The sequence below is a fragment of the Pseudoxanthomonas beigongshangi genome (assembly GCF_016820515.1).
GTDB classification, from domain to species: Bacteria; Pseudomonadota; Gammaproteobacteria; order Xanthomonadales; family Xanthomonadaceae; genus Pseudoxanthomonas_A; species Pseudoxanthomonas_A beigongshangi.
Map to the genome: position 1 here is coordinate 137058 of NZ_JADHDV010000012.1, position 6000 is coordinate 143057.

The following is a 6000-nucleotide window of genomic DNA, read 5'->3' on the forward strand; positions in this document are numbered from 1 at the left end:
ACGGTTGCCGGTCCATGAAGCGGATGAAATTACTTGGGTGGTTGGTTAAAATCAGTCACAAAGGCGACTTCCTTCTGCGAGCGGGGGCAAATGAGTGCCACTTTTGACGCCAGGATCAGTCACCAGCTCTTCGAGCGATTTCTGGGCGAGCAACGCCCCATGTTGGTCAGTTTTTTGCGCGGCCGGGGGATTTCCCTCGATGATGCCCAGGACATCGCGCAGGAAAGCCTCTACAAGCTGACGCGCTATCGCGACTTGCCGGTCGAAGCCCTGAAACCACTGCTATACCGGATTGCGCTCAACGCGCTCCACGATTCCCGGCGGCGGCAGTCCGGCATGCCCCAGACATCCCTGTCTGATATGGGCCTCCAGGCGCATGACATCCAGGATGAGATGCCGCGACCGGAACAATGGGCGGAAAACCGGGAGGAGCTGGAGCGTGTCCGAGCCGCCATCAGCCTCCTTCCGGAACGCTGTAGGGAGGTCTACCTGCTCAACCGTATTGAAGGGATGAGTTACAGCCAGATCTCCGAACAATGCGGCATATCCGTCAAGGCGGTCGAGAAACATATCGGGAAGGCGCTGTCCTCGCTGAGGAAGTCGCTCTCCCATCAGACGCGCCCCGTGGGCGTACCCGGGCAGCTCCCATGAACACCGCGACACCTTCCCACCAGGACTTTCCCGATTCGGCTGAAGGTTGGCTGGCACGCCTGCTGTCACCTGATTGCAACGCGTCCGACCACGCCGCTTTCGAGGACTGGCTGGCCATGTCCTCTCGCAATGCGCTCGACTACGCCGAGGTCGAACGTATTCACCAGTTGGCCGGCGCATTGAGAGTGGATTCGACGCCGCGTGGTGCGGAACCCATCCCGACCACCCGCATGCCGACCACTCGACGCAGGCGTACCTGGTACCGTCCCGTGGCCTGGGCCGCCGCCCTGATGCTGGCCGTGGGCGGCGGGCTCTGGCTTCTTGCTGATTTCCAGAGCACCCCAGCCACTCCCTATGCGACGGAGATAGGGAAACAGCGCCGTGTCGATCTGCCGGACGGTTCCGCGTTGGTTCTGGATACCAACACGCTCGTGCAGTTGGCTTACGAACGTTCGCAGCGTCGCGTCGTCCTGCTAAGAGGACGTCTGCAGGCCAGCGTCGCGCACGATGTCGACCGGCCGTTCGTGGTGGCCTCAGGAGTCGGCAGCGTGCGCGCACTGGGCACCGTCTTCCAGGTGGAACGACGGGATGAGAGCACGGTCGTTGCCCTGCTGGAGGGGCGCGTCATCGTGGATACGAAAGGCCATCCGCCCCGTCATGCCATTGAGCTGCATCCGTTGCAACAACTTGTCTACGACGCGGATGGCAAGCTTGGAACTCCCAGAAGCATTGACCGCAATGTCGCGGAGAGCTGGACGCGGGGGCGGCTGGTCTTCAAGGAAGAACGCCTCGCGGATTTGATCGCGGAATTCAATCGATACTCCCATGATCAACTGGTTCTGTCCCAGGCCGAACTGGGGGAGATCCGGGTCAGCGGCGTATTCAATGCCGGCGACCAGTCGGGACTGCTTGCCACCTTGCGTCAAGGCTGGGGCCTGCAGGCGAAACCCGTCGGCGGCAACCGGATCGAGTTGTCTGCATCGAAACAATAGGTGCTGGGGAGCACTGTCGACCATGCCGAACAGTCCCAGCGGCAAACGCCGCGTAACGACTGTACATCGCGATTCCCTCAACCGCAGCTTGGCGCGCCTCTTCGTCCTGGCGCTCCTGGCGATGGCCACGCAGAGTGCCATCGCGGGATCGGCGAGTTCTCCCGCGCCATCCCGCTACGAGATTGGCGCGGGCACGCTGGACGAAGCCCTGCAGGCTTTCGCCAATCAATCGGATATCCAGTTGCTCTACTCGCCCATGCTGGTGCGCGGCAAATACAGTGATGGCTTGCGGGGCAATCACACCCCTGCCGCCGGACTCGCCCGACTGCTGACGGAGCATGGCCTGACGGCGGTCGCGGTGAACGCCAACACCTACCTTCTGCGAAGCGCCGGGAATCAGGTTCGCGAAGCCGGCGCTCCCGCCAGGAATTTGGATACGAGCCTTGAGGTAGGCACGACCGAGCTTGCCACGGTCGACGTCACCGGTACGCGCATTCCGCAGACCTCGCTGGAATTGTCCGTCCCCATGACTGTGATAACCGCGGACGACATCGAGCGCAGCGGACGGCGAACGCTCTACGACCTGCTGAGCGAGCGTCCTGGCCTGGTGAGCCATCACCCCATGACTGTTTCCGGCGACGGGAGATACTACCCAACCGTGGTGGCCTCCGGCGCCAGCCTCTATTCGCTCGGGCCGAGGGCGACGCTCTACTTGCTCAATGGCAAGCGCATTGCCTCATTCGGACTCGCATCCAATGATCTCGGCGGCTTGATCGATCTGAACAGCATTCCCATGAGTTTCATCGATCGCATCGAAATCCTGCGCGGCGGCGCCTCCGCGATTTATGGGGCGGATGCAATGGCCGGCACGCTCAACATCATCCTGAAGAAGGGTCATGAGGGAGGCGAGATCTCCTCGCGCCTTGGCCTTTCCCAGCAGGGAGATGCCCTATCCCGCCAGACCTCCGTGATGTTCGGTACGCGCACACGATCCGGCGGAAACCTGTTGCTGGCGGTGAACACTTCTTCGCAGGACGAACTCGGCGGCGATCGCCGCGAATGGCACACCAACGATCGCTCCCGATTCGGACTGCCGGACGAGCGCGTATTCATCGGATTCTCAAGCCGGTTCGGGGTTCCTTTGGCCCCGCTTCCGCGATGCCTGGCGGCTGGGGAAAATCCAGACTCCCCCTACTGTCGCTTGGATTCCGCGAGATATCGGACCTTGCAGCCCGGCGCGCGCAACAAATCCGCATATTTCCGCTGGGATCAGGATTTTGGCAGTTCACTTTCGCTGTATGTTTCCGGCTTGCGCACCCAGAGCGAACAGACACTTCAGTACTCGCCCATTTTCAGCTTCTTCCGGATTACACCGTCCCACCCGGACTATGCCAAGGCTCCCGGCCCCGACTCGGATGTCGATTACGCTTTCTATGAATTCGGGGTTCCTCGAAACCATACCGCCAGCACCACGAATGACGTGTCGGTTGGCCTGGAGGGTCTGGCCCACGGATGGAACTGGAACATCGCGCTGTCCCGCAGCGAGAGCCGGGTTCGCAGCACCATCAACAACGTCATGCTGCGAAAGAAGGTGGCCGAGAATATCGATCGTATCCGCATCGATGGGTCGGACAATACGGAGGTCATGAACGCGCTGCGGGGGACCCTCCACTCCGCCGGGTATTATTCAATCGACACACTGGAAGCGACTTCCAACCGCTCGCTGTTTGACGCCTTTGGCGCGACCGCACAGGTTGTGGTGGGGTTGGCGCATCAGTTCGCCCGGCGGCGAAGCACTCCGGATCCATTGCAGGTCAATGGCGGCCTTCTTTTCGGTTCGGTCGGCATTGAACCGTACCGTATTCATGCTCACGATTCTGCCGCTTTCGCCGAACTCAACTTGCCACTGCACCGGACGCTGCAAGTGGATCTGGCGGCCCGCCTCGACCATCACCAGGGATTCCAGTCCAATACCTCTCCCCGGATCGGTTTCAAGTGGACCCCGGATCGAACGTTTCTGGCACGCGCCAGCCTTGGCAAAGGCTATCGAGCCCCCAGTCTGAACGACGTACGTGTACCGTTTGACGAAGGTATCGATATTCTGCACATGCGCGCCACGCCGCAGTTGCTGCCTTGCGTCCTGGTCGGGTCCGATCGATGCCGGGTCGAGTACGGGGTGGGCGACAATCCTCATCTGCGCGCGGAGTTTTCGCGCAGCCTGACGTTCGGCGTGGCCTGGGCTCCGACACCATCCTTCAGCGCGAGTCTGGACCGCTACCACGTATCGCGCACCGATGAGTTCGGCATCGCGGATGCCTTTCGGTACCCCTCCCTTTTCCCGGACGGGCTGGTTCGCGATGCCAATGGCGTGCTTTATCGCGCCAACCGGTTCCTTGCCAATATCGGCAGGTCCGAAACCCGCGGATGGGAGTTCGAATCCAATTACCTGCTGCGGCACGATGAGCTGGGAGAGTTCAGCTTCCATCTGGCGGCGCACTATCTCAGCCGATATACCACTTCCAGCATCATCCAACCCAAGGCCGTCGAAAACGCCGGACATGACACTCCCAAGCTGACCCTGCTGGGCAATGTGCAATGGCGATATGGCCACTGGACCGCGACCTTGACCGTGCGCCATTTCGGCTCCTCGTACGCCTATCCCGCCGGAGGGACATGCCCCAAGGCGAATCGCGACGCCGGCAAGTGCGCCAGCCCGGCGGCGACGCTTCTGGGCCTCAATACCGATTACTCAGGCCCGGAAGGCTGGTCATATTCGCTCAACGTCAGCAACCTGCTGGATAGGCGTCCGGTGAATTATCGTTTCTACACCGGCGGCTACAACATGGCGGTCGACGACGTCTACGGACGCTACTTCACCTTGGCCGCGACCTACCGCTTCTAAGTCTCAACGCTGCCATCGTTCTTTCGCACACATGGTTGAGTCCGTACTGGCCACATTAGCCCCTACGGCATCCCCGTAGATTTTGGACGGGATCTTGCTTGGAAATGACGTATGTCTGACGCGCTAGATCGATGGTCTTCCTGGTTAAATGACTTCTGCGGTCTGGCCCTAGCAGCGCTGGGGTATGACCGCATCCGCACCAGTCGCATGTCGGTCATTGGCCGCGTTTCCTGGCTCGTCCATCACTCACTCGCGCTCCAGGCCTCTTAGGAATTCTTCTCGGATGCGTGTGTACAAACGCCATGGCAGGCCAGAGCCGATATTCGGCCCCAGCGCGTGCGCCTCGTGATTATCGGTCACCAAATGTGATTGGCGACGCACTTTTCGACTTTGCCCGATTAGGATTTCTCTGCCGGAGGCCGGCTTTCGTGAAGTTTCAGGCCAGTCGCCGCATTGCGTTCTTCACAGCACACCCACGACACGAGGAGACTCAAATGGCCGACCATTCACTGAAAAACAGGGTTGCGGTCATCGCCGGCGGAGGCAAGAACCTGGGCGCCCTGGTGGCTCACCAGTTTGTGGATGCGGGCGCCCGCGGCATCGCAGTTCACTACAACAGCGACGCTTCAAAGGCCGAGGCCGAGCACACCGCTGGCGAACTGCGTGCCAAAGGTGCGGAGGTGATCTTGTTCCAGGGCAATCTGGCGGTGGTCGACAACAACGTAAAGCTGTTCGACCAAGCCAAGGCCCACTTCGGCCAAGTGGATATCGCGATAAATACGGCGGGCGTAGTGATCAAGAAGCCTATCGCCGACGTCACCGAAGCCGATTACGACAAGAGCTTTGACGCAAATGCCAAAGCGGCATTTTTCTTCATCCAGCAAGCTGGCCGCACGCTGGCCGACGGCGGCAAGATTGTCACCATCGTCAGCTCACTGCTGGCGGCGTATACGCCTTTTTACGCTATCTATCCCGGCAGCAAGGCGGCGGTTGAGCATTACACGCGCGCCGCATCGAAGGAGTTTGGCGAGCGAGGCATTTCAGTCAATGCGATCGGACCTGGCCCTATGGATACGCCCTTCTTCTATGGGCAGGAGAAACCGGATGCTGTGGCCTATCACAAATCTGCCGCGGCACTAAGCAAGTACAGTAAGACCGGCCTGACCGACATCGAAGACATTTCACCGCTCGTCAAGTTCCTGGTCACCGAAGGCTGGTGGGTCACCGGACAGACCATTTTCGCCAACGGTGGTTACACCACCCGTTGAACCCGCATGATGCGCCATGCGATCCGGTCCACGGACCGGATCGCGCATTCGATGCCAGGGATCAGGCCTTTAGATTCTTAACCAATCGTCCGTGGAAACGGGGTAGAAGCCGCACGCAAGCGAAGCGCGCAGGTCCGGAGCAGGAAGCTTGGCCGTAGGCGTCTGGACCGGCCAGCCTTTCGTAGAC

4 protein-coding genes are annotated in these 6000 nt (G+C 60.6%); all 4 read left to right on the top strand.

Features of this window, described 5'->3' with window-relative positions; translation table 11 throughout:
- Nucleotides 1–90: 90 nt before the first annotated feature.
- The 4 genes from IQ458_RS11000 to IQ458_RS11015 all read left to right on the top strand — a co-directional run bounded on the left by IQ458_RS11000 (nt 91) and on the right by IQ458_RS11015 (nt 5813).
- On the top strand, nt 91–651 hold the full coding sequence (locus IQ458_RS11000) for an RNA polymerase sigma factor (protein ID WP_203322825.1): 561 nt from the start codon (nt 91–93) through the stop codon (nt 649–651).
- Complete coding sequence (locus IQ458_RS11005; protein ID WP_203322826.1) at nt 648–1643, top strand: FecR family protein; 996 nt, start codon at nt 648–650, stop codon at nt 1641–1643. The genes IQ458_RS11000 and IQ458_RS11005 overlap by 4 nt, the downstream gene beginning before the upstream one ends.
- A 22-nt stretch (nt 1644–1665) precedes the next feature.
- Entirely contained in the window at nt 1666–4545 is a 2880-nt protein-coding gene (locus IQ458_RS11010) for a TonB-dependent receptor (protein ID WP_203322827.1), read from the top strand.
- A 494-nt stretch (nt 4546–5039) separates the two neighbouring features.
- The gene (locus IQ458_RS11015) at nt 5040–5813 is read left to right on the top strand and encodes an SDR family oxidoreductase (protein ID WP_203322828.1); all 774 of its coding nucleotides are present in this window, start codon (nt 5040–5042) and stop codon (nt 5811–5813) included.
- Nucleotides 5814–6000: the final 187 nt, after the last annotated feature.

Coding starts and splice junctions, on each gene's coding strand:
- IQ458_RS11000 (WP_203322825.1), top strand. CDS start 91: ATGAGTGCCACTTTTGACGCCAGGATCAGTCACCAGCTCTTCGAGCGA.
- IQ458_RS11005 (WP_203322826.1), top strand. CDS start 648: ATGAACACCGCGACACCTTCCCACCAGGACTTTCCCGATTCGGCTGAA.
- IQ458_RS11010 (WP_203322827.1), top strand. CDS start 1,666: ATGCCGAACAGTCCCAGCGGCAAACGCCGCGTAACGACTGTACATCGC.
- IQ458_RS11015 (WP_203322828.1), top strand. CDS start 5,040: ATGGCCGACCATTCACTGAAAAACAGGGTTGCGGTCATCGCCGGCGGA.